Raw genomic sequence first — 26,984 nt, forward strand, 5'->3', positions numbered from 1 at the left:
GTGTTTGCCCTAGGCTTTTGCACCTGCAGCAACGCCTTTTCCCTGTCGCAGCTGTGCCCTGACTCATCGCCTAGCGCTGCATCGCCGCCCACGCCTTTTGCAGCCGCTTGACGGATACAGGCATAGGGGTACGCAACTCCTGTGCAAAGAGCGCGACGCGTAGCTCTTCGAGCATCCAGCGGAAATCCTCAAGTTGAGCATCGCGTGCGCCCTTCAGCGCCGAGACGGCACGTTGATGCTGGGTCAACAAGAGCGCCATCTCTGCCATCAGGCGCGCGTCGCGACCCGGATCGATGCGCAATTTGTCGATCCGGGCCTGTGCCGCTTTCAGATACCGCGGAAAATGCACCAATTGCTGATAAGGGGTATCGCGCAAGAACCACTTCCCCATCAACGCTGATTGCTGCTTCTGTAAATCGGCATACGCTGCAGCGTGCGGTTTAGCCTGAGGAAGTTTTTTCTGCAGCGCAGACCATTCGACCAGTATTTGCCCCGCCAGCCGGGCAACCTCCTGGGCCAGGAGGCCAAGACGCGTTTTGCCCTCTGTGCGCCGCGCGTCGAATTGCGCCGCATCCACCGGCCAGGGGTCGGCCAGACAGGCCCTGTCCAGCGCGCAATCGATAACCTGGTCGCGCAGCGCTTCCTGTGTGCCCAGACTCATGTACAGCATGCTCATGCGGGTCAAGTCAGGCAGATTCTTTTCCAGAAACTTGACCTGCTCGCGCAACGCCAGACGAAACAAGCGCCGCAAGCCACCCTGGTGCTGAAGACGTGCCAGAGCAGGGTCATCAAAGACGTCCAGATCACAGTGCGTGCCCTTATCCACCAGTGCCGGATACCCAATGAATGACTGTCCTTGTCGGCGGATTTCCATGATGTCAGGCAAGGTGCCAAATGACCAGTCAGTCAGTTGCTCATGCGCCAATGCCTGCGCCACATGCTCGTCCTTTGCGGCAACTTTCTGGAAAGAAGCCTGGGCATCTCGTCCATGCTCCGCTTTGAGCTGATCGAGATTGCGGCCGCCAGACAGCATGCGCCCATGTTCGTCCACCACCTTGAAATTCATGAACAAGTGGGCAGGCAGCATCTCCGGCTTGAAATCGCTACGCTGCGGCCTGACCTTGACCTGCTCCCACATGTCGGCACTAATGGCTTCAAGCAACCCCTTGTCAGGGTCGGCAGCGCGCTCAAACCAGCGTTCGAAAAATCCCGCCGCGTAGTCTGGGAGCGGCACGCAATGGCGCCGCAACTTCTGCGGCAATGATTTGATCAAGAGATGTGCCTTCTCCTTGAGCATGCCGGGCACCAGCCATTCGCAACGCATGGGGTCGATCTGGTTGAGCGCAAACAGGGGAACGGTCAGCGTGACGCCGTCTCGCACAGAGCCAGGCTCGAAATGGTAATCCAGGGCCATGCGAACGCCCTGCCACTCGACCTCTCGCGGAAACACATCCGTGGTTACGCCAGCGGCGTCGTGACGCATCAGATCATCGCGTGACAGCATCAAGGCGCGCGCCTGCTGCTTATCCAGGCCCTTATGCCATCGTTCCAGCGTTGCCGTCTGGAAAACGTCTGCCGGTATCTGCTGGTCGTAAAAAGCGTAGATCAGTTCGTCATCAACCAGAATGTCAGGCCTGCGCGTTTGATGTTCGAGTTTTTCGATGGACGCAATCAGCTTGCGATTGTGCTGCAGAAACGCCAGGTTGGAATCAATCTCGCCAGTGACCAGGGCCTGTCGTATGAACAGCTCGCGTGCCTGCACGGGATCAATCCTGCCAAAATGCACGCGCCGACCGGTATAGACCGGTAACCCATATAACGTGGCACGCTCATTGGCCACCACTTGGCCGGCTTTCTTTTCCCAGCGGGGGTCGGACCAGTGTCTAAGCAGCAGGTGCGCGCCTGCGCGCTCCAGCCATACCGGCTCTATTCTGGCCAGGCAGCGCGCATAGAGCCGTGTTGTGTCGACCAGCTCAGCCGCCACCACCCAGCGCCCTGCCTTCTTGACCATCCGCGAGCCCGGATGAATCTGGAAGCGGATGCCGCGGGCGCCCTGGTAGCCCGCGCCGTCCTCGTTCCTGAAACCGATATTGCCGAGCAGGCCCGCCAACAAAGCCATGTGGATTTGCTCGAACGTGGCGTCTACTGTGTTTACCCGCCAGCCCTGCTCCCCCACCAGCGCCAGCAGTTGGGTATGGACATCGTGCCATTCGCGCAGCCGCAAAGGTGACAGAAAATTCTGGCGCAGCAGTGCCACCAGCTTGCGCTGCGACGCCTTGTGCGCCACCTGTTCGCCATACCAGCGCCACAACTTCAGGAAAGACAAGAACTCGGACTTGTCATCGCCAAACTTGGCATGGGCCGCCTCGGACGCCTCACGCTCCTGCATGGGACGATCACGCGGATCCTGCACAGAGAGCGCCGATGCAATGACCAGGATTTCCGCCAGACATTGCTGGTCTCGAGCCGCCAGCACCATGCGCGCCACGCGCGGGTCGACCGGCAGGCGCGCCAGTTCCCGACCTGTGTCGGTCAGTAAATTGCTGTCATCAATGGCCCCCAGTTCCTGCAACAGATGATAGCCGTCGGCAATGGCGCGTCCTGGCGGTGGATCGACAAAGGGAAAGGATTCAATATCGTCCAGCTTGAGCGCCTTCATGCGCAGGATCACCGAGGCCAGCGACGAGCGCAATACCTCGGGATCGGTAAATGGAGCGCGCCGCTTGAAGTCGTCTTCGCCATACAACCGTATACAGAGGCCGGGGCCGATTCGGCCGCATCGGCCTGCGCGCTGGTTGGCAGACGCCTGGCTGATCGGCTCGATGCGCAATTGCTCTACCTTATTGCGCCAGGAATAGCGCTTAATGCGCGCAAGGCCGCTATCCACCACATACCGTATGCCTGGCACTGTCAACGATGTTTCTGCAACGTTGGTGGCCAGCACGATGCGGCGAGTATTGCCCTGGGGTCGGAAAATTCGCTCTTGCTCCGCCTGCGACAGGCGCGCATAGAGCGGAAGTATCTCGCAACTGCCGTATGCGCTTTTACGCAGCCCTTCAACGGTTTCGCGTATCTCGCGCTCGCCGGGCAGGAACACCAGCACATCGCCCGGGCCATAACGAGCACACTCGCCGACCGCATCAACCACGGCATCGATCAGGTCGCGCTCTTCGTCTGCACTGGCACGGCGCGCCGACGCGCCGGCCTGCCCGGCAGCGCGTTTGCGGGCAGGCTCCTGTCTGCGCGCCCCGTCCGTGTCATCGTCGTTACTCTCCCGCAACGACTCGTCATCCAGCACCGGCCGGTAGCGCACTTCGACGGGATACAAGCGCCCGGATACTTCAATGACCGGCGCCGGACGCCCAGGCTCCCCGAAATGCTCGGCAAAACGCGTGGCGTCGATCGTTGCCGACGTGATAATGAGTTTGAGATCCCGCCTGCGGGGCAGCAGCTGTTTGAGAAAGCCCAGCAGAAAATCGATATTCAAACTGCGTTCATGCGCTTCGTCAATGATGATCGTGTCGTAACGGCGCAGCAGCGGGTCGCGCTGGGATTCCGCCAACAGTATGCCGTCTGTCATGAGCTTGATGGCGGCGTTGGGCCCGCTGCGATCGCTGAACCGGATCTGATATCCGACCCAGTCGCCCAGGTCGGTATTGAGTTCCTGGGCGATGCGCTTTGCCACAGAAGTTGCCGCCAGGCGTCGCGGCTGTGTGTGACCGATCATGCGTCGCTGGCCACGCCCGAGCGCCAGACAGATCTTGGGAAGCTGTGTGGTTTTGCCCGAACCCGTTTCGCCGGACACAATAACGACCTGGTTGGCCTGGATCGCTGCAGCGATGTCATCGCGGCGGGCGCTGACCGGCAAATCATCCGGATAGGCCAGCTCAGGCAAGGGGCGCTCCACGCGCTGGGATTGACTACGCGGCTTAGCTTGCGCCGACGACGAGCCGCCGCGATGCAAGTGTGCAGGTTTATCCGCCTGGCCGGGCTGGGCAGCCGAACCTGCGGAAGGCACGTTCCGAGACGTCGTCTGCGACGCGCCGGTTGCCTTGGACCCGCGGCGACGGCGCTTGCCAGGCCGCTGCGTGTCGGTAGATCCCGTGTCTTTGTCGTCTTCCGTGTGTGCGTTTTCCGACAAATTGACAAACTCTTGCATGAAACTTCTTCCCTGTGGATAGTCCCTCATTATAATTTTGAATGAAGCCAACTCTTGCAGGGATCCAACACGCCCATGACCGCCATCGAAACCGACAATACTTTTTCCGCCCACGACGCACCGGAATTTGCTCCCGCTCAGTTCGTGCGCTGGTTTCGCGAGGTGGCGCCCTATGTGCACGATTTTCGCGGCAAAACCTTTGTCATTGGTTTTGGCGGCGAACTGGTACGCGATGGCGCACTGAATGCGCTGATACAGGATTTATCCCTGCTGTCGGCATTGGGTGTGAAGCTGGTGCTGGTGCATGGTTCACGGCCACAAGTCAACGAGCAACTGCAGCTCAAAGGATACCAGACTCAATTTTCGACCGGCGCCGAACCCACCAGCCCCGAAGCGCTGGAATGCGCCAAGGAAGCCGCCGGCGAAATCCGCCTGGATATCGAAGCGGCATTCAGCCAGGGATTACCCAATACGCCCATGTCGCATGCCCAGATCCGTGTGATTTCGGGCAATTTCGTCACTGCAAGGCCTGTGGGTGTCATCGACGGCATCGATTATATGCACACCGGCGCTGTACGCAAGATGGATATTGATGCCATCAACAGCATCATCCATCAGCGCGCTATCGTACTGCTCTCGCCTCTGGGCTTCTCGCCAACCGGCGACGCATTCAACCTGGCCATGGAAGACCTGGCCACCAGCGCGGCAGTGGCCCTGCGCGCCGAGAAATTGATTTTTCTGACACAGGACTGCAGTGTTCTCGAAAACGATGGTTCGGTCGACACTGAATTGGCCCGCGAAGACGCCGACAAACTTCTGGCGTCGGACACGCTTGACCACGACACCGCCAATTTTCTGACGCACGCGTCGCTGGCCGTCAAACGGGGCGTGGCACGCGCCCATTTGGTGCCCTACACCCTGGATGGCAGCGTGCTGCTGGAAATCTTCACGCACGACGGCGTCGGCACCATGGTGGTCGAAGACACGCTGGACGATCTGCGCCCCGCTACCGTGGACGACATCGGCGCGATCGTGCAACTGATAGAACCCCTGGAGCAAGACGGTACGCTGGTGCCACGTGGACGCTCGGTCATTGAGCGTGACGTCGAAAACTTTACCGTACTGGAGCACGACGGCATTATCTATGGCTGCGTTGCGCTAATGCCTTATCTGAATGAAGACATGGCGGAAATGGCCTGCCTGATCGTACATCCTGAGTGGCAAAGCACGGGCGAAGGTGAAATGCTGCTGCGCCATACGGAGGCCAGAGCGCGCGCCATGGGCGCAAAACGCCTGTTTGTCCTGACCACCCGCACGTCACACTGGTTCATGAAGCGTGGTTTCGTGCGCGGCGGCATCTCCGATCTGCCCAAGGAGCGCCAAACCCACTACAACCGCTCGCGCAACAGTCTGGTGTTCATCAAAAAGTTGTAGCCGGATTGTCAAGGCACACCGCCAGGCATCGGGATGCAGCATGGCTACAATAGGGCGCAGCACGTCTCGTTCAATTTTTCAGAGGTAGGAACCGTCATGGCACGCATGGTGAACTGTGTAAAACTCAAACGCGAAGCCGAAGGGCTAGATTTCCCGCCCTATCCTGGCGACCTGGGCGTTCGCATCTGGCAAAGCGTTTCCAAAGAGGCCTGGGCACAATGGATGCAGACGCAAACCCGCCTGGTCAATGAAAACCGTCTGAATCTCGCGGACGCACGCGCACGCAAATACCTGGCCACGCAGATGGAGAGCTTTTTATTTGACGACATGGACGTCGAAGCGCAAGGCTATGTGCCGCCCCCAGAAGACAAGGCGTAACACTTACAAGAACATGCGCAACGCGTCTTGAACGGCAAACTCAGATATTGTTTTCTTCTTCGGGTAGTTCGCCACGCGCGGTGCGCTCCGTGTTTTTAACACCGGTGTGTCGGACATCATCGCCGCGCACCATGTAGATGACGCGTTCGGACATGTTCTTGGCGTGATCACCGATGCGCTCAAGCGCGCGAGCGATGAAGATGAGATCGATGGAGCGCGAAATGGTGCGCGGGTCTTCAATCATGTAAGTGATGATGTGGCGCAGCGAGCCCTTCCACTCTTTATCAACTTCTTTGTCGTTACGCACGACCTGTGCGGCGTGGATCGGGTCCATACGCGCAAAGGCATCGAGCGAGTCGCGTATCATCGCGGTGACAAATGTGGACATATGCCGCAGTTCGACCACGGGCTCGTAGCGGCCATCTGCCTCGTGCAGCCGGCGAGCGACCTTGGCGATTTTTTCGGCCTCGTCACCGCAACGCTCCATATCGGTGAGCATTTTTGAAACGGACAGCAACAGGCGCAGATCGACAGCGGTTGGCTGGTTGCGGGCAATCAGCAGGCTGATGCGTTCGTCGATTTCGACCTCGAGCCGGTTGACGTCTTTTTCGCGTTCGCGAACCTTGTCAACCAGGCTGAGATCGCCCGTAGCGAGGGCATCCATGCCTTCCTTGACCATGGACTCGACCAGCCCGCCCATCTGCAGGAATAGCGAGCGAGTGGTTTCGAGATCGGTGTGGAACTGTTTATTGGTGTGTTCGGACATATCTGCCTCTGAATCGCAAAAGGGTATCGAATTTGCGGATTTGCACAATATGCTAGCTTAGCGCGAAATTATGACGCAATTATGACCCTGTCATTTCGGCCACGCCTCCCTGCCCGGATACCAGCGCAATATCGGCACCTGCCAACGCAAACAAGCCGCAGCACACAACGCCAGGGATGTTGTTGATGCTTGCCTCAAGCGCGGCTGGATCGGGAATGGCCAAGCCTGAAACATCCAGGATCTCACACCCATTATCGGTGATAAAACCGTCGCGCAGCACAGGCTGGCCCCCCAGCGCCGCCAGACGGCGCGCCACGGATGTTCGGGCCATGGGAATGACTTCGACCGGCAGCGGAAAACCGCCCAATTGATCCACCACTTTGGATTCATCAACAATGCAGACGAAGCGCTCTGCGACGGATGCGACAATCTTCTCGCGCGTGAGCGCCCCGCCACCGCCCTTGATCATATTGAGGGACCTGTCGATTTCGTCGGCGCCATCGACATACACCGGCATGGTCCCCACCTCATTCAGGTCGAAGACCTCGATGCCGTGCTCGCGCATCCGCGCGGCGCTGCGTTCCGAACTGGAGGCCGCCCCTCGAAAGTTGGCCTTGTGTGGCGCCAGCGCGTCGATGAAGAGATCCACCGTGGAGCCCGTGCCTACACCCAGCACAACACCTGGTGCCAACAGGGGCAAAATGAACTGAACGGCCGCGTCGGCCACGTTGCGTTTAAGGTCTGTCTGGGTCAGCATGATGAAAAGCGCTCGCTATATTTTTTTTCGGAAAATCCAACGCCCACTTCCCCTTGGGCGTCCACGGCCACTGGGCGGCGAATCAGGGCGGGAAATTGGGCGATCAGAGCCAGCCAGGCCTCGGGCGTTTCAGGGGATTTTTGCGCTTCTGGAAGATTGCGCCATGTCATGGAGGCTCGGTTGGCGAGTTTTTCCCATCCACCCAAGGCTTGCGCCCAGGACTGCAGCGTGCCGGGATCGACGGGGTGTTCGCGATAGTCTGAGAACTGATATGCCACGCCGTGCTGCGTCAGCCAGGCCATGGCCTTGACGCAAGTGCTGCATTTCTGGAGCCCGTAGAGTTGTACTTTTTTCATGCCTATCCTTTCTGTTAAACCGCCAGCCTGGCTGCGCGACGCTGCTGAATCCGGTTGGCGATGATGACGCAAATCCCGACCGCCAGGATAAACAGCGTTGCCAGCGCATTGATCTCTGGCTTGATACCCAGCCGCACGCGGGAAAAAACCTCGAGCGGCAGTGTGGTGTAGCCCGGCCCGGACAGGAAGGAAGCAATCACGACGTCATCCAGCGACAGCGTAAAGGCCAGCAACCAGGCTGCCATGAGCGCAGGGACGATCAGTGGCAAGGTAATGACAAAAAACACCTTCAGCGGCGAGGCGCCCAGATCGAGCGCAGCCTCTTCGAGGGTGCGATCCAGATCGTGGATACGAGATTGAATGATCACCGCGACGTAAGCCATGCATAGGGTTGTGTGTCCCACCCAAATGGTAAAAACGCCATTGCCTGCCGGCCACCCGGTCAGATCGCCCAGCTCGACGAACATGAGCAGCAGCGAAATGCCCAGCACGACCTCGGGCATGACCAACGGTGCGCTGAGCATGCCTATGTACAGGCCAAAGCCGCGAAAGCGCCCCATGCGCGCCAGCACATATCCTGCCCAAGTGCCAATGACGACAGCGGCCGTGGCCGTAAGTGCGGCGATCAACAGAGACAGACGCGCGGCGCTAAGCAATGCGTCGTCATTCATGAGCGAGCGATACCATTTGAAAGAGAAACCGCTCCAGGTATTCATCATTGCCGAATCGTTGAACGAAAACACGATCAGCGACAGAATGGGCAAGTACAGAAAACTGAAGCCCAACACCAACGACAGCGTACGCAAGACGGGATGGGGCCGGGTCATCGCGCACCTCTTCTTTTGCCTTCGATCTGCTTCACCTGACTGTACTGGAACAGTACCAGCGGAATGAGCAGGAGCATGACCATAATGCAGGTGACGGCCGCGGCCATGGGCCAGTCCGCATTGTTGAAGAATTCATTCCACATCACGCGGCCCATCATCAGGGTGTTGGCGCCACCAAGCATCTCGGGGATGACGTATTCGCCCACCGACGGAATAAACACCAGCATGGCGCCTGCGATGACACCTGGCAGGGATAGCGGCAAAGTCACGCTCAGGAACGCACGCCAGGGTCGGGCGCCCAGATCGTAGGCCGCCTCCAGCAAACGCATATCCATCTTTACCAAATTGGCATACAGAGGCAGGATGAAGAACGGCAGATAAGCATACACCAGTCCTATGTAGACAGCCAGATCGGTGCGATAGATTTCGAGCGGCGCATCTATCAGCCCCAGCGACATCAACAGGTTGTTGAGGAGCCCATCGTTGCGCAATATGCCGACCCACGCATAGACCCTGAGCAGCAGCGACGTCCAGAAGGGCAGTATCACCCCCAGCAGCAGTATGCCGCGCACCGATGGGTGCGAGCGCGCGATGTAGTACGCCATGGGATAGCCGATCAACATGCAACACACGGTTGTCACCGCTGCCATCTTGACGGAATTCAGGTAGGTGGCAATATAGAGACTGTCTGTGAACAGCAGCGCATAGCCGCGCAGGCTGAGCGCAATCGTGAGCACCTGATCCTGCAGCTGCGTCAGGGGCGTGTAGGGAGGAATGCCGAACTTCAGATCGGCAAAGCTGATCTTGAGCACCAGCAGAAACGGCAGCAGCAGGAACAGCGCCAGCCAGACAAAAGGCGGTGCAATCGCAGCCCATCGCCGGTTGGGCAGTGTATGCCATGCAAGCTTCTTCATGATGGCAAAACCGTGGCGCTGTCGCTGGACCACGTGAGATAGACTTCGTCATCCACGCCTGGGGCATCAGCCTGTGCAAGCAACTGGCTCGGCACCTGGGCTTCTACCAGTTGCCCCGCGTCCAGGCGCACTTGATAGCGCGCATAAGCCCCCATCCATGCAACGTGGCTAACCATACCGTGCCCCCAGTTGGATTCGGTTTCTGGCGCGTGTCGCCGCACCTGGATATGCTCGGGACGAATGGACACATGCACTTCCATGCCCAGAGGCTCGCTGATGCCATGATTCACGTAGAGCGGGCGCGTCAACTCTGCGCTTTCGATGAGGACATGATCGGGCTCATCGACCACAATGGTTCCGGTAAACAGATTGGTCGACCCGATAAAGCCGGCCACAAAGCGCGAACTGGGAAAGGCATAAACATCGTGCGGAGTGCCGCATTGGACGATTTGCCCTTCGGTCATGACGGCCAGCCTGTCTGCCATGGTCATGGCCTCTTCCTGATCGTGTGTCACCATGATGCAAGTGACGCCAACCTGTTCCAGTATCTTGACCAGCTCTATCTGGGTCTTTTGACGTATCTGCTTGTCCAGCGCAGACATGGGCTCGTCCAGCAGCAATAGCTTGGGGCGCTTGACCAGGCTGCGCGCCAGGGCAACCCGTTGTTGCTGGCCGCCAGAAAGTTGATGCGGCTTGCGGCGGGAAAAGCCCGCAAGCTGCACGAGATCCAGGGATTCGAACACGCGTTCGTGAATCTCGTTGCGCGGCACGCCTTCCTGCTTCAGGCCGAATGCCACGTTGGCTTCGACGGACATGTGCGGAAACAGTGCATAGGACTGAAACATCATGTTGACCGGCCGCTTGTAGGGCGGCAGGCTGGTGATGTCTTCGTTATCCAGATAAATACGGCCCGACGTCACATCCTCGAAGCCAGCCAGCATGCGCAGCAGCGTTGACTTGCCGCAGCCCGAGCTGCCGAGCAGGGCAAAGATCTCGTGACGGCGCACCGACAGGTTGACCGAGCGCACGGCAACGGTGTCTCCGAATATCTTGACCACCTCTTCAACGCGAACGAATTCGTCGGCATCGCCGGACCAGGATGCGGGCACTGCCCTCGCCTCAACCATGGCGGCTATCGTCCCGATTTGAGTTCGGCCCACATGCGTGTTTGCAGGCGCTGCACTGGCAAGGGCTGGGGCTTGATCACATAGAGCGTCTTGGCGACCTCGGGTTCCGGATAAATCATCGGATTGTCCGCCACGGCTTTGTTCACGAACTTGCGCGCTTCTTTGTTGGCATTGGGATAGAACATCGTGTTTGTGATCGCTGCATGGACTTCAGGCGTCTCGATGTAATTGATGAAAGCGTGAGCTTCGTCGACATGCGCAGCATCCTTGGGGATGGCCATGGTATCGAACCACACGGGCGCCCCGCCCTCAGGGATGTAGTAATCGATCGCATAGGACATGCCCGCCTCCTTGGCGCGATGAGCCGCAATCATGACATCGCCCGAGAATCCGTACACCATGCACAAGTCGCCAGCGGCGAGTTCATCGATATAACCTGATGAGCTGAACTGCCGGACATAGGGTCGTATGGTCTTGAGCAGTGCCAAAGCCGCTTTGTAGTCTTCGGGATTGCTGCTGTTTGGATCTTTGCCCAGATAATGCAAAACCGCCGGAAAAACCTGGGCCGCCTCATCGAGTATCGAAATACCGCAGGCCTTGAGCTTCTCGGCATTTTCCGGCTTGAAAAGCATGTCCCAGCTGCCCAGCGGCACATTTTCGCCCAGAATCTCGCGTACCTTGGTGACGTTATAGCCCATTCCATTGGTACCGTATCCCCAGGGAATCAGGTATTGGTTGCCCGGATCAACTGTGGCCACAATATCCATGAGGTCGGGATCCAGGTGCTTCCAATTGGGGAGCTTGGATTTATCCAGCTTCTGGAACAGACCGCCTTCAATCTGACGCGCGGCATAATGCGTGGAGGGCACCACCACATCGTAGCCGGACTTTCCGGTCAGCAGCTTGGCCTGCAAGGTATCGTTGCTGTCGTAGACGTCATAGCGCACCTTGATGCCGGTGGCCTTTTCGAAACCCGACAAAGTATCGGGCGCCGTGTATTCCGCCCAGTTGTAGACATTGACGATTTTTTGTTGCGCGCCTGCCGTACCGAGGGCCGTCGCCAGGACAGCGCCAAGGAGCAGTGTTTTTGCCACGCCGAATTTCATTGCAAGCCTCCCGGAGAGCACACCCAAAAGGCGTGATGATAAAGCTTTTTGGCGCTAGAGGTGTTGCGCCGCCTTGACAAGCAGCCCGTAGGCCCGGTTCAGGTCTTCCCACCAGAGCATGCCCTGCTCCCCCCCGACCTTTACCAGCGAACGACGCAGCCTCAGCAGGTTGCCGCGCCGCCGCTCTGCCGACAACAAGGGATGCAACCGGCCTTTGTCGAAATCGATCAGCCAAGCCTTCCCTTGCGGGTCAAGCAAGATGTTATAGGCATTGAGATCCGCATGCCAGATGCCCGCCTCATGCACGGCGAAAATCGCGGTCGCCACATCATGAGGATTGGCTTCATCCAGTATCTGCGCCAAGGGGCGCGTATCCATCAGACGTTGCACCAGGATCGCGGCGCGATAGCCGGCCCCCTTGCGCCAGTAGGAAGCGGCCAAGGGCCTAGGCACAGGCAAGCCCTGACGGTGCATGAAGTGCAAAAGATCGAACTCCGCGAAGGAGCGCGTACTGTGCTCCCCCGTCCAGATATAGCGGTCGGCGCTCAGGTGCGCCACCAGCCCCCCCCGGCGGTAGCGCCTCAGGACAGCGGCACCAAATCCGCCTTCGACAAACCAGGCGGCCTGTCGGCCTCCTTCGCTGACAGCGGAAGCACCCAGTCTGTCGTCTGTGGCGTCGAACAGCCAGGCCCCTGGGGACGCTATCAGGCTGGCGTCATACCGCATTGCCCCATGATCAAAGGCGAGATCGCGCACGTTCGGCAGTATGGGTGTAGGGGTATTCATGCAGTCCTCAGACCTTCAGAAGCAACAGGGCCATGATAACAACAAGCAGGCAGGCAAAGATGAGTTTAAGCCTGGGTTCCGGGAGCGCATAGGCAAGCCTTACGCCGTAGGGCACCATCAGGATGCTGCCCAGCGCCAACGGGATGCCGATCAACCAGTCTGCCTGTCCGTGCGAGGCATAGGTAAACAGTGCCACAAAGATACCCGGAATGATCATGGAAAGCGCGATGGCCTGCGCGCCGGTCTGGCTCAGGCGAAAGAAAGTGGTGAGGAGGGGCACTACCAGCACGGATCCTCCCACCCCGAAAATACCGCCCGCCAGACCTGCGAGTGTCCCGATCAGTGCAAACCAGCCTTTATGAAACTCTCCCGCCTGCCGGCGCGGGGCCAGCGGCTTCCTGGCGCGGGCCCCGCGCCAGGCCTGGTAAAAATAGAAGACGGCAATACCCAGCACGAAGACGGCATAGATGAGGCGCAGCTGCGCCGAGTCTAGGCCGAGCGCAATGCGCGCACCGATCCAGGTACAGACGATGGAACTGGCGGCGCCCGCTGCGGCCGCATGAAAATCGATACGCGCATTCTGGTTGTACTTGCGCACTGTCAGCAACACAGCCGGCAACACCATGATCAGCGCGGTACCCTGCGCCATTTGCTGGTCCATTCCAAGCAGCAGGCCCAGCAAGGGGATGGCCAGCAAGCCCCCGCCAATGCCCAGCAGGCCTCCCGTAAAGCCAATCAGCGCCCCCGACAGCAAGCCGCCCACTGCAATGAAATACCAGGGCATGCGCGTTCCTTAGCCGAGTTCGCGCAAGCGGGCAATGGCGGCGTCTATGCGGTCGACGGCGATCACCTCCAGCCCTTCGATCACCTGGCGCGGCGCATTGGCCTTGGGAATGAGCGCCAGGCTGAAACCGAGTTTTGCGGCTTCGCGCAAGCGTTCCTGTCCGCGTGGCGCAGGCCTGATTTCGCCCGCCAATCCTACCTCGCCAAACACAACCAGGCCGCGAGGCAAGGGTTTATTGCCCAGCGACGACATGATGGCCAGCAACACCGCCAGATCGGCAGCCGGCTCGGTAATCTTGACGCCCCCCACGGCGTTGACAAACACATCCTGATCGAAAGTGACGACACCGGCATGCCGATGCAATACTGCCAGCAGCATCGCCAGCCGCGTGCCTTCAAGGCCGACCGACAGGCGGCGCGGGTTGGGCACGTGCGCGGTATCGACCAAGGCCTGGATCTCCACGAGCAGCGGGCGCGTGCCTTCCTGAGTGGCCATGACGCAGGACCCGGCAACATTTTGCTCGTGCTGGGACAAGAACAGCGCGGACGGATTGGCAACACCGCGCAGGCCGCGGTCTGTCATGGCAAATACACCCAGCTCATTGACAGCGCCAAAACGGTTCTTGAACGCACGGACCAGGCGAAAGGCCGAGTGCGTATCGCCTTCGAAATAAAGTACGGTGTCGACAATGTGCTCGAGCACACGCGGGCCAGCCAAGGCGCCGTCTTTGGTGACATGGCCAATCAGGACGATGGAAGTACCGGTCTGCTTGGCCAGCCGGGTTAATTGCGCAGCACATTCCCGAACCTGGGAAACGGATCCCGGGGCAGCGGAAAGCTCGCTGGAATACAGGGTCTGGATGGAGTCAATGACGGCAACGGCCGGCTTTTGCTCCGTGAGCGCAGCCGTAATCGACTCCAGCCTGATTTCGGCGAGCAAATCGACATCGTTGGTGGCCAACTCCAGCCGGCGGGCCCGCAGGGCGACCTGCTCGGCTGACTCTTCGCCGGTCACATAGAGCACCTTGACGGCATGCGACAAGGAAACCAGCGCCTGGAGCAGCAAGGTAGACTTGCCAATGCCAGGATCCCCGCCGATGAGCACGACCGCGCCGGTAACCAGCCCGCCGCCCAGAACCCGGTCGAACTCGGCGATGCCGGTTGGCTGGCGCGGCAACTCGCGCGCTTCGATCTCGGCAAGGCTGCGCACGGGGCTGCTGCCCGCCAGGGGCGCGTAGCGATGCGCAGGGGCCGTTGATTCACGCGATTCCTGCAGCGTATTCCATGCGCTGCAATGAGGGCACCTGCCCTCCCATTTGGGGCACGTACCCCCGCATTCGCTACAAACAAAAAGAGTCTTGGTCTTGGCCATGCTAAGTGTAAGCCTGCATTCTTGTGGGATTCATTGTGGGTGTCATCCCGCAAGTTTAACGGCCCGCCAGACTGCCCCCGCCATCCACGCCCAGCACCTGTCCGGTAATAAAGCCTGCGGCATCGCTGAGCAAGAAGGCCACTGCGGCGGCGACATCGGCTGGCTTGCCCAGACGCCCCATGGGAATGGATGCCAGGGCGTTCTTCTCGGCCTCGCTGCCTTCCGGATGATTGACACGAAACAGTTCGGTTTCGACCGGCCCTGGCGATACCGCATTGACCGTGATCCCGTAGGGCGCCAGCTCAAGCGCCCAGGTATGGGTACAGCCGATCAGGGCGCTTTTGGCGGCGGAGTAACTTGTGCGATTGGACGCGCCGTGGGTGACACGGCTGCAGATGTTCACGATACGCCCTTCGCGGCGTGCTTTCATGGACGGCACAAACGTCTGGGTAACCTGGACAGCAACCCGAACATTGAGATCAAGCACCTGGTACAGCGAGGCCAGGTCGATTTCACCCAGGGGCTGCGGCTTGACCAGCCCCACATTGTTCACTACGCCGTCGATTGGGTATTTTTCGCGGATGACGCGAAGCATTTCTTCGGTTTCACCCGCGTTGGATAAATCGCATGAATACAGGTAGCCGGGAAAATCAATATCCTGGGTATTGCGGGCCAGGCCGACGACGTGGCAGCCCAGATCGGCAAGATGCCGGCTGATGGCCCAGCCTATGCCTTTGGTGGCGCCAGTCACCAGTACGCATTGGTCTTTCATGTGTTTTCCTGTTGAACGAATTTGGGAACGCGAGGCGCCACAGCGCACAGAAGCTCGTAGCCTATGGTGCCGGCGGCCTGTGCCACCTCGTCGACCGAAGGGCCGCCCTCGCCCCAGAGAACGACCGGGGATCCTACACGCGCCTGCGGCACCGGGCCAAGGTCGGCCACGAGCATATCCATGGATACCCGCCCCAGCACCCGGGTACGAACCCCATCGACCGTGATGGGCGCGTCGGTGGCGGCATGGCGCGGGTAACCGTCCGCATAGCCGCACGCCACCACACCAATACGCATGGGTTTGTCCGCGTGAAACAGATGCCCGTATCCTACGCATGCCCCCGGTGGGATCTCCCGGATGCTGATGATCCGCGAGGCCAGCGTCATGGCAGGCCTGAGGCCCAGTTGTTCGGCAGATCGCTGAGCAAAGGGCGACGCGCCATACAGACAGATTCCCGGGCGAACCCAATGGCCTTGCTCGCCATGCGCGGTGGCCCAAAGACCAGGCGTGAGCGTGCCGGCGGAATTGCAAACGCTGACCGGACCGGGCAAGCCCTCTGTACAGCGATTGAACAGTTCAACCTGCTCCCGGGTGATATCAGGGTTGTCGTCAGCGCGCGCAAAGTGCGTCATTTTGCCGACATGATCGAGCAGACCGTTCTGCTGGAGGCGCTGCGCGCGTTCGAATGCCTGGCGGTACTGGGACGGCGAAAAACCCAGGCGGCTCATGCCGCTATCGAGCTTGACAAAGGCGTCGAGCCTGATGTGTTCCGGGGCCCCGTCCGGCGGGCCCGACAGGCGGGCAGCCTCAAGCATGTCGAGTTGCTCGCTGCAGTGCAAGGTGGTGTGAAGGCGATACTGCTGCAATACGGGAATATCGCGCGGCTCGAAAAACCCCTCAAGCATGAGAATAGGTTTTTGCCACCCGCGTTCGCGACAACGCACTGCTTCGTCGAGATCGAGCATGGCCAGACCATCGGCCTGCGCAAAGGCCCGCACGGCATTGTCGACACCGTGTCCGTAGGCGTTGGCCTTGATGACAGCCCAGACACCAGGACGGGCAAGGTTTGGGGGCACTTCCTCAGGTAAATACTGGTCCCGTATTGTGTTGAGATTGTGAGTCAGCGCCGACAGGGAGATCGAAGCTGAAATCGGACGTGGCATGGTTCCTCCGTTTTGAAAGCGAAGTCTAAACCGTTAAGCGGCCCGATGGTAGCCCCAAGCCTGCCTTATACTCACCGCCATGTCAGTCGATCACTATGAAAACTTCCCCGTCGCCTCCCTGTTGCTGCCACGCCGCCTGCGCGGGGCCGTTCATGATATCTATCGCTTTGCCCGCAGCGCAGATGATATCGCTGACGAGGGTGATGCAGATGCAGCCACCCGGCTGGCGCAACTGGCTGTGTACCGCCAGGCGCTCGAACACATTGATGCAGGCCAGCCTGCCGCGCTTGTCGAGGCAAGGCTCAAGCCCGTCTTCGTGCCGCTGGCGGAAACCATAGCGCGACACGGTCTGCCGCTGGGCCCATTCTTCGATCTGCTGTCCGCCTTTGAACAAGACGTCACAACGACACGCTACGAGACGGATATCCAGCTCTTCGACTACTGCAAGCGGTCCGCCAATCCCGTGGGGCGCCTCATGCTGCATCTTTATGGCGCGACCGACGCCTCCAGCCTTTCCGAATCCGATGCGATCTGCACAGGACTTCAACTGGTCAATTTCTGGCAGGATGTCGCCATAGACTGGCACAAAGGCCGCGTCTACCTGCCGCGCAGGGTGCTGGAGCGCCATGGCGTGACGGAAGCCTATATCGCCGACAGGGCCGCCACAGCGCCGGCAGTACGGGCCCAGGCCAGTGCGCGATTGAAAACCGATGCCGATGCGGGCGGGCGTGCAGACCAGGCCTGGCAGACGTTGATGCGCGAGCAGGTGCAACAGGCTCGCAGCCTGCTGCACGCTGGCCTTCCACTGACCTCGCGCCTTCCTGGACGCCTCGGCCTGGAGCTAAAACTGATCGTTCACGGCGGCTTGCGTATCCTGGAACGCCTCGACCAATTACACTACGACATATTCCAGCAACGCCCTACACTCTCAAAAAGAGACTGGGCAGTGCTGTTCTGGCGCGCGCTTACCTGACCGGGCGGCGCCGCCGGCCCATCCTGTTATTGCCGTTTTCGGCTACCCCTACGCATGAGTCCTGACGAATACTGCCAGAACAAGGCCGCAAAAAGCGGCTCCAGCTTTTACTATGCATTTTTGTTCCTGCCGCCGGAGCGGCGCAGGGCGATTACTGCGCTTTACGCCTTTTGCCGCGAGGTCGACGACATTGTCGACGAAACCACCGAACCGTCGGTCGCGCGGATGAAACTGGCGTGGTGGCGCACGCAAGTGGAGCAGCTCTACCAGGGTCACGCCGAACACCCCGTCATGCAGGCATTGGCGCCCCACGTGCAGGCCTACGGCCTGGATCAGGCCAAGATGATGGCCGTGATCGATGGGATGGAGATGGACCTGGACCATTCCCGCTATATGGACTGGCCTTCGCTGCGCCGCTATTGCTGGCACGCCGCCGGCGTCGTCGGCGAGCTGTCCGCCAGCATCTTTGGCCACACCCGGCCAGAAACGCTGGAATACGCCGAAAAACTGGGACTGGCCTTCCAGCTTACCAATATCATCCGGGATGTCGGCGATGATGCCCGCCGCGGGCGCATCTACCTGCCCGTCGACGACATGCAGCGGTTCAACGTGACAGCCGAAGACATCATTCAGCGCAGGCATTCCGAGCGCTTTGTCGAACTGATGCGTTTCGAAACAAACCGTGCGCGCCAGTATTACCGGGAAGCGATGCAGGCGCTGCCCGAAGCAGACCGGCGGGCACAACGTCCTGGCCTGTTGATGGCTGCCATCTATCATGCGCTGTTGCGTGAAATTGAACGCGATCAATGGCAAGTGCTGGATCAGCGCATCTCGCTGACCCCCATCCGCAAATTCTGGCTGGCCTGGAAAACCTGGGTGAGCGGCGGCAAAGGGCTCATTCGCCGCCTCAAGCAATGAATAGCGAGTCGGTGAAACCCTGTCGCCCGCCTACCCGCGGTCCCGCGCACAACCATTTGCCGATGCCTGTGCTCAAGCAGGCCAAAGCGCAGGCATCGGCATGAGCAGGCTCGCGGTCATAGGTGCCGGATGGGCAGGGCTGAGCGCTGCGCTATGCCTGAAAAAACGCGGGCACGCCGTACACGTATACGAAGCCGCCAGAACGCCGGGGGGACGCGCGCGGCGCGTGGCCTCGTCGCCCCTATCGTGCGATCTGGACAATGGCCAACATATTCTGCTGGGCGCCTACACGGCCACGCTGCAGCAAATGCAGGCACTAGGCCTGAATCCCGAAACGCTGTTTCACCGCGAGCGACTGGCGTTGATGTCCGCCGATGGCACGTTCTGCCTGCGCGCAGGCCATCTGCCCGCCCCCTTGCATCTGCTGGCAGGCATGTTGCGCATGCATGGTCTTCGTTGGTCGGAACGCCTGGGTCTCATACGTGTACTATCCCGGCTGCAGCGCCAACGCTGGCGCACCACGCCTGGCCTGACTGTCGGCAAGTGGCTCGTGCAAGAACGCCAAAACAGCCGTGTCATCCGCATGTTTTGGCAACCGCTGTGTCTGGCAGCGCTCAACACACCACTCGAGGAAGCCTGTGCGCAACTCTTCGCCAATGTATTGCGCGACAGCGTCGGTGGCTCCGCCCGGCACTGCGATATCCTGATTCCAACCGTCGACCTCTCCCGCATCTGGCCCGAACGCGCGATCGCCATGCTGCAGGACGAAACGTGGCCTTCGACACAGTCCGCCGCGCCGCACCCGCACGGGCTTGAGGCCAGCCATCTTCCCGATCGAACAGCTGTCTGCCTGGGCCAGGCGGTGAGAACATTGCAATCCAGGCCCGACAGGGTGTTGGTGAACGGCCAGCCCTACGACGGCGCGATCCTTGCCACCAACACCCCTTCGGCCCATCGCCTGCTCGCGCAGCTTGCGCCTGCCCCGGGCTCAAGCCAGTTTCTGACGGCGCTGTCTGCCTTTGAGTTCATTCCTATTGCCACCTTGACACTCAGGCTGGAACGGCCTTGGGGCCAGCCGCATGCCATGCAAATGCTCTGGGATGATCCGGGCAGGCTGCAATTCGGGCAGTGGCTGTTCGACCGCAGCGCACTGCTTCCCCAGCCGGCGTCTCCGACCGAAGGTCCAGCTCATGCGCAGGCCTCTCACTTGATACATGTCGTGATCAGCGATGCCGGTAACATGGCGGCGAGTAACGCAGATCAGCTTACTGCTGCAATCATTACACAGTTGCAGGAACAGGCGGGCAGGCACAAACCCATGCCTGCCGTGACTGGCCATCATCTCATTGTGGAAAAACGCGCCACCTTCAAGGCAGCGCCGGGAATGTGGCGTCCGGGCAATCAGACGCCCTGGCCGTCGATCTGGGTGGCTGGGGACTGGACCGATACAGGCTATCCCGGCGTGCTGGAAGGCGCTGTGCGCAGCGGCCAGAGGGCGGCTGCGCTGGCAGCCGGCTGATCAGGCAGCAACGGGCGCGTGCTGTCGGATGTAGTCGCGCATCTGCCCCGCATCGCAAGCCATGAGGACAACGCGCTGAGGTAGCTCGTCCAGATTCCGCAAGGCTTCGGGCAACGGCGCAGGCTTACCCGTGGCTTCGAGTATGGTGTCGCCAAACTTGGCCGGCAATGCCGTTTCGAGCACCAGCATGGGAATGCCCGGCTCCATATACTCTGCAGCCACCTTGACGCCATCTGCGGTATGCGGGTCGATCAGCACGCCGCTATCCTGATGAACAGCCCGGATGGTTTCCAGGCGATCGGCATGGGTGCTCACGCCTGCGACAAAGCCATAACGTGATTCGAAGAGGGGGCGCATCTCGCCCAGGTCGAACTCGCCCTTGTCCGCCAGCGCATCCCAGCAGGCACGCACGCGCGCCGGGTCTCGATCCAACAGATCGAAGACAAAGCGTTCAAAGTTGGAGGCCCGCGATATGTCCATCGAAGGGCTGGAGGTTGCGTGCGTGTGAGCGGCAGGGCGTGGCCGGTAAACACCTGTGCGAAAGAATTCCTCAAGCACGTTGTTTTCGTTGGTGGCCAGCACCAGCCGACGTATGGGCAGCCCCATCTGGCGCGCGAAATGCCCTGCGAGGATATTGCCGAAATTACCCGAAGGCACCGCGAACGACACCTGTTGCCCCGGGCCTGACGTGGCGCGCAGCCAGCCCCAGAAGTAATACACGATCTGCGCGGCGATGCGCGCCCAGTTGATCGAATTGACAGCACCGATATGGTATTGGCTTTTGAACGCCAGATCGCCCGCAATGGCCTTGACGATATCCTGGCATTCGTCGAACACCCCCTTGACGGCGATATTGTGGATGTTGGCATCCTGCAGCGTGTACATCTGTGCGCGCTGGAAGCTGCTCATGCGACCATGTGGCGACAGCATGAAGACAGAAACACCACGTTTGCCGCGCAGCGCGTATTCGGCGGCCGATCCCGTGTCACCCGACGTGGCGCCCAGAATGTTCAGGGTAGCGCCGCGCTTGTCCAGCACATACTCGAATGCCTGGCCCAAAAACTGCATGGCCATGTCCTTGAAGGCCAGCGTCGGCCCCTCGGACAGGCCAAGCAGCGTCATTCCGTTGCGCAGCGGCTTGAGCGGAACAATGGCTTGGCTGCCAAAGACCTCGGCACGATACGCAGCATGCGTCAGCCGATCGAGATCCGCCGGGGGAATGTCATCGATGAACAAGGTCAGAATGCGGGTCGCCAGCTCGGCGTAAGAAAGGCTGCGCCAGGATTCCAGCGTGGCTTCGTCGATGGTTGGGATGCTTTCCGGCAGGGCCAGGCCGCCGTCCGGCGCAAGCCCCTCGAGCAAAATGTCCGAAAAAGACTGTGGCGCCATGCCGCCGCGCGTCGAAAGGTATTTCATCAGAACGTCTCCACTCTCAGGCGCGTGACGCCGGAATGTACGAAAGGCAACCCCGCGATGCGCTGGAGCGCGCTATCGATATCGCCTTCGCGGGCCTGGTGCGTGAGGAAAATAATATCCGCCTCGGTCTCGCCATGCGGTTCCTGGAACATGGAACCGATCGAAATACCGACTTCGGACAGAATGCGGGCGACATCAGCCAGCACACCGGGCCGGTCCTGGACGCGAAGACGCAGGTAGTACGACGACTGTACATCAGCCATGGCCAGGATAGGCGTATCGACCATGGCGTCCGGCTGGAAGGCCAGGTACGGCACGCGATGGCCGGGATCGGCGGTCTGCAGGCGCGTGACATCAACCAGATCGGCCACAACTGCCGAGGCGGTGGGCAACTCGCCAGCCCCCTGGCCGTAGTACAGGGTTGGGCCCACGACGTCGCCGCTCACCAGCACTGCGTTCATGGCGCCGTGAACGTTGGCCAGCACACAATCGGCAGGCACCAGTGTCGGGTGCACGCGCAGCTCGATGCCTTCTGGACGGCGGCGCGTTATGCCCAGCAGCTTGATGCGGTAGCCCAGTCGCTCGGCATGCGCGAGGTCTTCTTGTGCAAGCCCGGAAATGCCTTCTGTGTGGGATTTGTCAAACTGCACGGGGATGCCGAAGGCGATGGACGCCAATAGCGTGAGTTTGTGCGCGGCGTCTATCCCTTCAATATCGAAGGTGGGGTCGGCTTCGGCATAGCCCAGGCGCTGCGCGTCGGCCAATGCTTCGTCGAAAGACTGGCCGGTGGCCAGCATTTCGGACAAAATGAAGTTGGTGGTGCCGTTGATGATGCCCGCCAGCCACTGGATGCGGTTGGCGGTCAGGCCTTCGCGTATGGCCTTGATGATGGGAATGCCGCCGGCAACCGCTGCCTCGAAGGCCACCATCACGCCCTTGTCGAGCGCCGCCGCGAAGATCTCGTTGCCGAATTCGGCCAGCAGTGCCTTGTTGGCCGTGACCACATGCTTGCCGTTGGCAATGGCCGCCAGGATGAGATCACGCGCAACCGTGTTGCCGCCAATGAGCTCCACCACGATATCGATATCGGGATGATTGACGACCTCCATGCCATCTGTGACCACCAGCACATCATCGCCCACCAGGCGGCGGGCCTTTTCGACATCGCGCACGGCAACCGCCGCTACCTCGATGCGCCGGCCCGCTCTGCGGGCAATTTCCTCTGCGTTCTGATTCAGGACTTTCCAGGTACCGCCACCGACAACACCCAGACCCAGCACACCTACTTTTATGGGACTCAAGCTCATTTACCTAGACCATCCTTGCGAAACATATCCTTGATGCCGCGTACCGCCTGCCGGGTACGCTGTTCGTTTTCGATAAGGGCGAAGCGGACGTACTCGTCGCCATATTCACCAAAACCGACGCCCGGCGACACGGCCACCTTGGCATCGGAAAGCACGCGCTTGGAGAACTCCAGTGAGCCCAGATGCTGATAGGCCTCTGGAATCTTGGCCCAGATATACATCGAGGCTTTGGGAATATCGACCATCCAGCCGGCTTCATGCAGGCCCCTGGCCAGCACGTCGCGGCGGCTGCGATACTGCTCGACCACCTGCGAGACACAGTCCTGCGGCCCTTCCAGCGCCGCAATGGAAGCCACCTGGATGGGCGTGAATGTGCCGTAGTCGTGATAGCTCTTGATGCGCGCCAGCGCGTTGACAAGTTCCTGGTTGCCCACCATGAAGCCCACGCGCCACCCGGCCATGTTGTAGCTCTTGCTCATGGTGAAGAATTCGACCGCGACATCGCGCGCGCCCTCGACCTGCATGATGGACGGAGCCACATAGCCGTCGAAGGTGATGTCGGCATAGGCCAGATCGTGAACCACCAGAATATTGTGCTCGCGCGCCAGCGCGATGATGCGCTCAAAAAACGACAGGTCGACGCACTGCGCCGTAGGGTTGCTGGGAAACCCCAGAATCATCATCTTGGGCTTGGGAATGGCCTCGCGCACGGCTCGCTCGATTTCCTCGAAGAAGTCCAGCCCTGGGGTCATGGGTACGGAACGGATATTCGCACCAGCGATGACTGCCCCGTAAATGTGAATGGGATAGCTGGGGTTGGGCACCAGCACGGTGTCGCCGCGATCCAGCGTGGCCAGCATCAGATGCGCCAGGCCCTCCTTGGAGCCTATGGTGACAATGGCTTCCGAATCCGGATCGATCTGTACACCGTAGCGGCGCTCGTACCAGCCGGAGATTGCCTTGCGCAAGCGCGGAATACCCTTGGAGACCGAATACCCATGCGTATCGGGACGCGATGCAACATCGACCAGCTTATCCACGATATGCTGGGGCGTGGGCCCATCAGGGTTGCCCATGGACATGTCGATAATGTCTTCGCCACGACGCCGCGCGGCCATCTTGAGTTCGCCGGTAATGTTGAAGACATAAGGAGGCAGGCGCTCTATGCGCGGGAACATGGTCATGGTCATCCTTGGGGATATCGAAACGAGACGAAAAGCTCGGCAGAATCAATAAGTTTAATCTATCCAAAAAAAACAGGATATCGCGCTCTGACAACACATGTTTGCGCTATGATCGGAATGATTATGGGAGTGTGCTGTGCAATTACAAAGCGAATCCAATCCCGCCTTCAACACGGTGACGGCCTATGGAACGGATTACATCGAAATCAACCAGGTGCCCTACAGGCATGCTGTCTATTTCTCTCCTGAAGGTGATATCCGCGAATGGGAGGTGCGGCAGGTTGCGGATATCACCGCAGGCGCTCTGCGCCAGATTGCCGGGCTGGCGGATGCCAAGCCCGACCCCATGGCCTTCCTCGACGGCGGCTCGGGTGTCCAGAAGCCCAAGGATGCCCCTGAGGTCGTCCTGGTAGGAACTGGCCTGCGACAGCACTTGCTGCCTGCGCATGTCACCCAGCCTTTGCTGCAAATAGGCATAGGCATCGAGGCCATGAGCACCCAGGCCGCCGCCCGCACTTACAACATCCTCATGTCCGAGGGACGACGCGTCGTCGTCGCCCTGTTACCCCAATCGGAGGCCGTATGAGCCAGATCGCAACCGGCAAACCTATTCCTGCGTTCACCGCAACCAGCACCCAGGGCGAAATCAGCCTGGACAGCCTGCGCGGACATTGTGCCGTCCTGTACTTCTACCCCAAGGACAACACGCCGGGCTGCACCACCGAAGCGCAGGACTTCCGCGACCTCTATCAGCATTTTGTCGACGCGGGTTGCCAGGTCATCGGCGTATCTCGCGATTCGCTCAAATCCCACACGGGGTTTTCCGATAAGCACGACCTGCCCTTTCCGCTCATTTTCGACGACGCGGAAACCCTGTGCCAGCTCTTCGGGGTCATCAAAATGAAAAACATGTACGGCAAGCAGGTGCGCGGCATCGAACGGAGCACCTTCCTCATTGATGCCGATGGCGTCCTTATCCGTGAGTGGCGTGGCTTGCGCGTGCCAGGACACGCCGATGAAGTCTTGCAGTTCGTGCGCGACAGCGCCTAATTCACCCAGCGTCAACCAACCTGTAGCGCTGATCGCTTATCCCAGAACCTCTCAGGAGCAGACACTCTATGCCCTTGCCCAAGCTGCCGACCCGGATGGGTGCCATGGTTTCCGCGGACACTCTCACACACTCTGCAGCCCCCAGACCGACAGCCCCTGACAGCCCCCCTTCCGCCAAGGCGGAAAAACAAACAGAGACAGCAACACGCACCAGCACGCCCCGACGCAAATCCGCGGCTCCGTCACCGAGCCCCGCTGCTGTCCAGGCAACACCTCTTGCACCCGCCACGCCCGAACCCCCACCTTCCCTGACGGTTGTCGCCACACGGCCGGCCAAGCGCACGCGCCTGGCCGCAGGCAAGCGAAAACTCTTCGTGCTCGATACCAACGTCCTGCTGCACGATTCGAACTCCCTGTTCAAATTCGAGGAACATGATATTTTCCTGCCCATGATGGTGCTCGAAGAACTCGATCATCAAAAAAAGGGCATGTCCGAAGTGGCCCGCAATGCGCGTCAAGTCAGCCGCTTTCTGGATGGGCTGGTCGAAGGCAAGCAAGGGCTGGACAAAGGCGTACAGTTGGACGCCCTGGGCAATCAGGAAGCGCTCGGCGATGTGCATTTCCAGACCAGCGCACTGCATTCCAAGCTCCCCGTGGAACTGCCCATGGGCAAGGCCGACAACGCCATCCTGATGGTAGTGCACGCCCTGCAGGGATTGGACGACAAGCGCGAGGTCATCCTGGTGTCCAAGGACATCAACATGCGCCTGAAAGCGCGCTCCCTGGGGCTGCGCGCGGAAGACTACCTGAATGATCACGTCCTGGACGACTCCGACCTGCTTTACGACGGCGTCATGCCTTTGCCCGCCAATTTTTGGACCAAGCACGGCAAGGATGTCGAATCCTGGCAGCAAGGCGGAACCACCTATTACCGCATCAAGGGCCCGCTCTGTTCGGAATTTATCGTCAATGAGTTCGTTCATTTCGATGGCGAAATGCCCATGCAGGCGCAGGTCAAGGAAGTCAGCGGCAAGAGCGCTGTCCTGGCCACCTTGCGCGACTATAGCCATGGCAAAAACAACGTATGGGGGATAACCGCCCGCAACCGCGAGCAGAACTTCGCCCTGAATCTGCTCATGAATCCGGATTGCGATTTCGTATCGCTACTGGGCCAGGCCGGCACCGGCAAGACCCTGCTCGCATTGGCCGCCGGCCTGACGCAAACCCTGGAAACCAAGCGCTACAACGAAATCATCATTACCCGAGCCACTGTGCCCGTCGGCGACGACATTGGTTTTCTGCCCGGCACAGAAGAAGAAAAAATGCTGCCCTGGATGGGCGCGCTGGAAGACAACCTTGAGGTCCTTCATCTGGGTGCCGGCGGCCCAACGGCCGAAACAGCCGGTCAGGATTGGTCCAAGAACTCCACCATGGAGCTGATTCGTTCTCGCATCAAAGTCAAGTCTCTGAACTTTATGCGAGGCCGCACTTTTCTGAACAAATTCCTGATCATCGACGAAGCGCAGAACCTGACACCCAAGCAAATGAAAACGCTGGTGACGCGCGCAGGGCCTGGCACGAAAATTGTATGCCTTGGCAATATCGCGCAAATCGATACGCCCTACCTCACCGAGGGCAGCTCAGGCCTCACCTACGTGGTCGACCGCTTCAAAGGCTGGCCGCATGCGGGGCACATCACGCTGCAACGCGGCGAGCGCTCACGCTTGGCGGATTACGCGAGCGAAGCGCTTTAGCCGCCGCACAGCGACTCAGGGCGGGCGCAAGGGCCGGCCCAACCGGCCGAGGGGCCGGCGCGTGCGCGTCTCGCTGCCGGACCTGCGCCCCGAGCATTCAGGACCAGCCGCCCTGACCCTGACCCTGACCAGCTTTAGCGGCAATATTGCCGCTAAAGCTGGT

24 protein-coding genes are annotated in these 26,984 nt (G+C 60.1%); 8 read left to right on the forward strand and 16 right to left on the reverse strand.

Annotated elements, in window-relative coordinates; translation table 11 throughout:
- Positions 1–70 precede the first annotated feature (70 nt).
- Entirely contained in the window at positions 71–4,159 is a 4,089-nt protein-coding gene (gene hrpA, locus ERE07_RS08205) for an ATP-dependent RNA helicase HrpA (RefSeq protein ID WP_245153566.1), read from the reverse strand.
- Between the two features lie 75 nt (positions 4,160–4,234).
- Here hrpA and argA point away from each other — a divergent pair, with 75 nt between their 5' ends.
- Positions 4,235–5,593 carry an amino-acid N-acetyltransferase gene (gene argA / locus ERE07_RS08210; protein ID WP_130008339.1) on the forward strand — a complete coding sequence of 453 codons (1,359 nt, stop codon included), beginning with the start codon at positions 4,235–4,237 and terminating at the stop codon, positions 5,591–5,593.
- Positions 5,594–5,689: 96 nt separating this feature from the next.
- Entirely contained in the window at positions 5,690–5,971 is a 282-nt protein-coding gene (locus ERE07_RS08215) for an oxidative damage protection protein (protein ID WP_130008340.1), read from the forward strand.
- A gap of 40 nt (positions 5,972–6,011) precedes the next feature.
- Here ERE07_RS08215 and phoU read toward each other — a convergent pair whose 3' ends face one another.
- From phoU to alr, 12 genes are all read right to left on the reverse strand, one after another.
- The gene (gene phoU / locus ERE07_RS08220) at positions 6,012–6,737 is read right to left on the reverse strand and encodes a phosphate signaling complex protein PhoU (RefSeq protein WP_130008341.1); all 726 of its coding nucleotides are present in this window, start codon (positions 6,735–6,737) and stop codon (positions 6,012–6,014) included.
- A gap of 79 nt (positions 6,738–6,816) precedes the next feature.
- The gene (rpiA, locus tag ERE07_RS08225; RefSeq protein ID WP_130008342.1) at positions 6,817–7,494 is read right to left on the reverse strand and encodes a ribose-5-phosphate isomerase RpiA; all 678 of its coding nucleotides are present in this window, start codon (positions 7,492–7,494) and stop codon (positions 6,817–6,819) included.
- Positions 7,488–7,850: a Spx/MgsR family RNA polymerase-binding regulatory protein gene (locus ERE07_RS08230; RefSeq protein WP_130008343.1), complete on the reverse strand. Its 363-nt coding sequence runs from the start codon at positions 7,848–7,850 to the stop codon at positions 7,488–7,490. Before ERE07_RS08230 ends, rpiA begins: the two co-directional genes overlap by 7 nt.
- A 14-nt stretch (positions 7,851–7,864) precedes the next feature.
- Complete coding sequence (locus ERE07_RS08235; RefSeq protein WP_130008344.1) at positions 7,865–8,677, reverse strand: ABC transporter permease subunit; 813 nt, start codon at positions 8,675–8,677, stop codon at positions 7,865–7,867.
- Positions 8,674–9,591 carry an ABC transporter permease subunit gene (locus ERE07_RS08240; RefSeq protein WP_130008345.1) on the reverse strand — a complete coding sequence of 306 codons (918 nt, stop codon included), beginning with the start codon at positions 9,589–9,591 and terminating at the stop codon, positions 8,674–8,676. Before ERE07_RS08240 ends, ERE07_RS08235 begins: the two co-directional genes overlap by 4 nt.
- Positions 9,588–10,718 carry an ABC transporter ATP-binding protein gene (locus tag ERE07_RS08245; protein ID WP_130008346.1) on the reverse strand — a complete coding sequence of 377 codons (1,131 nt, stop codon included), beginning with the start codon at positions 10,716–10,718 and terminating at the stop codon, positions 9,588–9,590. Before ERE07_RS08245 ends, ERE07_RS08240 begins: the two co-directional genes overlap by 4 nt.
- A 5-nt stretch (positions 10,719–10,723) precedes the next feature.
- Positions 10,724–11,824 carry a polyamine ABC transporter substrate-binding protein gene (locus tag ERE07_RS08250; protein ID WP_130008347.1) on the reverse strand — a complete coding sequence of 367 codons (1,101 nt, stop codon included), beginning with the start codon at positions 11,822–11,824 and terminating at the stop codon, positions 10,724–10,726.
- Between the two features lie 54 nt (positions 11,825–11,878).
- Complete coding sequence (locus tag ERE07_RS08255) at positions 11,879–12,610, reverse strand: 3-deoxy-D-manno-octulosonic acid kinase (RefSeq protein ID WP_130008348.1); 732 nt, start codon at positions 12,608–12,610, stop codon at positions 11,879–11,881.
- A gap of 7 nt (positions 12,611–12,617) precedes the next feature.
- Complete coding sequence (locus ERE07_RS08260; protein WP_130008349.1) at positions 12,618–13,394, reverse strand: sulfite exporter TauE/SafE family protein; 777 nt, start codon at positions 13,392–13,394, stop codon at positions 12,618–12,620.
- Between the two features lie 9 nt (positions 13,395–13,403).
- Positions 13,404–14,765, reverse strand: coding sequence for a DNA repair protein RadA (radA, locus tag ERE07_RS08265; RefSeq protein WP_130008350.1), 1,362 nt, complete (start codon positions 14,763–14,765; stop codon positions 13,404–13,406).
- Positions 14,766–14,820: 55 nt separating this feature from the next.
- Complete coding sequence (locus ERE07_RS08270; protein WP_130008351.1) at positions 14,821–15,537, reverse strand: SDR family oxidoreductase; 717 nt, start codon at positions 15,535–15,537, stop codon at positions 14,821–14,823.
- A complete protein-coding gene (alr, locus tag ERE07_RS08275) occupies positions 15,534–16,700 on the reverse strand; it encodes an alanine racemase (RefSeq protein WP_130008352.1) in 1,167 nt (388 codons plus the stop codon). Before alr ends, ERE07_RS08270 begins: the two co-directional genes overlap by 4 nt.
- Positions 16,701–16,779: 79 nt before the next feature.
- On the opposite strand from alr, the gene hpnC reads away from it, so the two are divergent.
- The 3 genes from hpnC (at position 16,780) to ERE07_RS08290 (ending at position 20,110) form a co-directional block, all read left to right on the forward strand.
- Positions 16,780–17,673: a squalene synthase HpnC gene (gene hpnC / locus ERE07_RS08280; RefSeq protein WP_130008353.1), complete on the forward strand. Its 894-nt coding sequence runs from the start codon at positions 16,780–16,782 to the stop codon at positions 17,671–17,673.
- Positions 17,674–17,727: 54 nt separating this feature from the next.
- Positions 17,728–18,591, forward strand: a complete 864-nt coding sequence (gene hpnD / locus ERE07_RS08285; protein WP_130008354.1) for a presqualene diphosphate synthase HpnD — start codon at positions 17,728–17,730, stop codon at positions 18,589–18,591.
- A 100-nt stretch (positions 18,592–18,691) separates the two neighbouring features.
- Positions 18,692–20,110 (forward strand): hydroxysqualene dehydroxylase, encoded by a 1,419-nt coding sequence (locus ERE07_RS08290; protein ID WP_130008355.1) that lies wholly within the window; start codon positions 18,692–18,694, stop codon positions 20,108–20,110.
- Here the strand turns inward: ERE07_RS08290 and thrC are convergent, their stop codons facing one another.
- From thrC to alaC, 3 genes are read right to left on the reverse strand one after another with little or no spacing between them, the layout of a single operon-like run.
- On the reverse strand, positions 20,111–21,526 hold the full coding sequence (thrC, locus tag ERE07_RS08295; RefSeq protein WP_130008356.1) for a threonine synthase: 1,416 nt from the start codon (positions 21,524–21,526) through the stop codon (positions 20,111–20,113). It abuts the gene before it with no gap.
- The gene (locus ERE07_RS08300; RefSeq protein ID WP_130008674.1) at positions 21,526–22,827 is read right to left on the reverse strand and encodes a homoserine dehydrogenase; all 1,302 of its coding nucleotides are present in this window, start codon (positions 22,825–22,827) and stop codon (positions 21,526–21,528) included. The genes thrC and ERE07_RS08300 overlap by 1 nt, the downstream gene beginning before the upstream one ends.
- 2 nt (positions 22,828–22,829) lie before the next feature.
- Positions 22,830–24,017 carry an alanine transaminase gene (gene alaC, locus ERE07_RS08305; RefSeq protein WP_130008357.1) on the reverse strand — a complete coding sequence of 396 codons (1,188 nt, stop codon included), beginning with the start codon at positions 24,015–24,017 and terminating at the stop codon, positions 22,830–22,832.
- A gap of 136 nt (positions 24,018–24,153) precedes the next feature.
- Between alaC and ERE07_RS08310 the strand changes: the two genes are divergently transcribed.
- The 3 genes from ERE07_RS08310 (at position 24,154) to ERE07_RS08320 (ending at position 26,821) form a co-directional block, all read left to right on the forward strand.
- Positions 24,154–24,603 carry an Mth938-like domain-containing protein gene (locus ERE07_RS08310; protein ID WP_130008358.1) on the forward strand — a complete coding sequence of 150 codons (450 nt, stop codon included), beginning with the start codon at positions 24,154–24,156 and terminating at the stop codon, positions 24,601–24,603.
- Positions 24,600–25,067 (forward strand): peroxiredoxin, encoded by a 468-nt coding sequence (locus ERE07_RS08315; protein ID WP_130008359.1) that lies wholly within the window; start codon positions 24,600–24,602, stop codon positions 25,065–25,067. Before ERE07_RS08310 ends, ERE07_RS08315 begins: the two co-directional genes overlap by 4 nt.
- A 68-nt stretch (positions 25,068–25,135) precedes the next feature.
- A complete protein-coding gene (locus tag ERE07_RS08320; protein ID WP_130008360.1) occupies positions 25,136–26,821 on the forward strand; it encodes a PhoH family protein in 1,686 nt (561 codons plus the stop codon).
- Positions 26,822–26,984: the final 163 nt, after the last annotated feature.

The organism is Allopusillimonas ginsengisoli, assembly GCF_004153455.1.
GTDB classification, from domain to species: domain Bacteria; phylum Pseudomonadota; class Gammaproteobacteria; order Burkholderiales; family Burkholderiaceae_B; genus Allopusillimonas; species Allopusillimonas ginsengisoli.